The organism is Oleiphilus sp. HI0079 (assembly GCF_001635105.1).
This window is the reverse complement of record NZ_LWFT01000984.1, coordinates 1-357: the sequence shown is the minus strand read 5'-3', so window position 1 is coordinate 357 and position 357 is coordinate 1. Positions and strand designations below refer to the sequence as shown.

The 357-nt window shown below is 50.1% G+C and carries 1 protein-coding gene; it reads left to right on the top strand.

Annotation, left to right across the window (positions count from 1 at the left end; translation table 11 throughout):
* Positions 1–90: 90 nt before the first annotated feature.
* Positions 91–357, top strand: a 267-nt coding sequence (locus A3750_RS18005; RefSeq protein WP_156498703.1) for an SDR family NAD(P)-dependent oxidoreductase, incomplete at its 3' end; no start/stop codon positions are given.

The following is a 357-nucleotide window of genomic DNA, read 5'->3' as shown; positions in this document are numbered from 1 at the left end:
GCTTGAGTTCCCGATTCCAATCTCTGCCAAGCTAGCCGGTGAACTTTGTCGCTAGATCAAACGCATTTGAAGTAATGAGGACAAGAAAGAATGTCTGGTTATCAGTCAGTTTTGAAAGAAGGTCTTTTTGAAGGCAAAACCATCATCGTCACAGGCGGTGGAAGTGGCATTGGTCGCTGCACCGCACATGAGCTGGCAAGCCTCGGCGCCCATGTCGCCCTCGTTGGCAGAAAGATCGAAAAGCTCGAAGCCGTGAAAGCAGAAATTGAAGAAGACGGCGGCTCAGCCGAGGCACATGCGTGCGATATCCGAGATGAGGACGCGGTAAAAACATGTGTGAAAGCGATTAAACAGAAC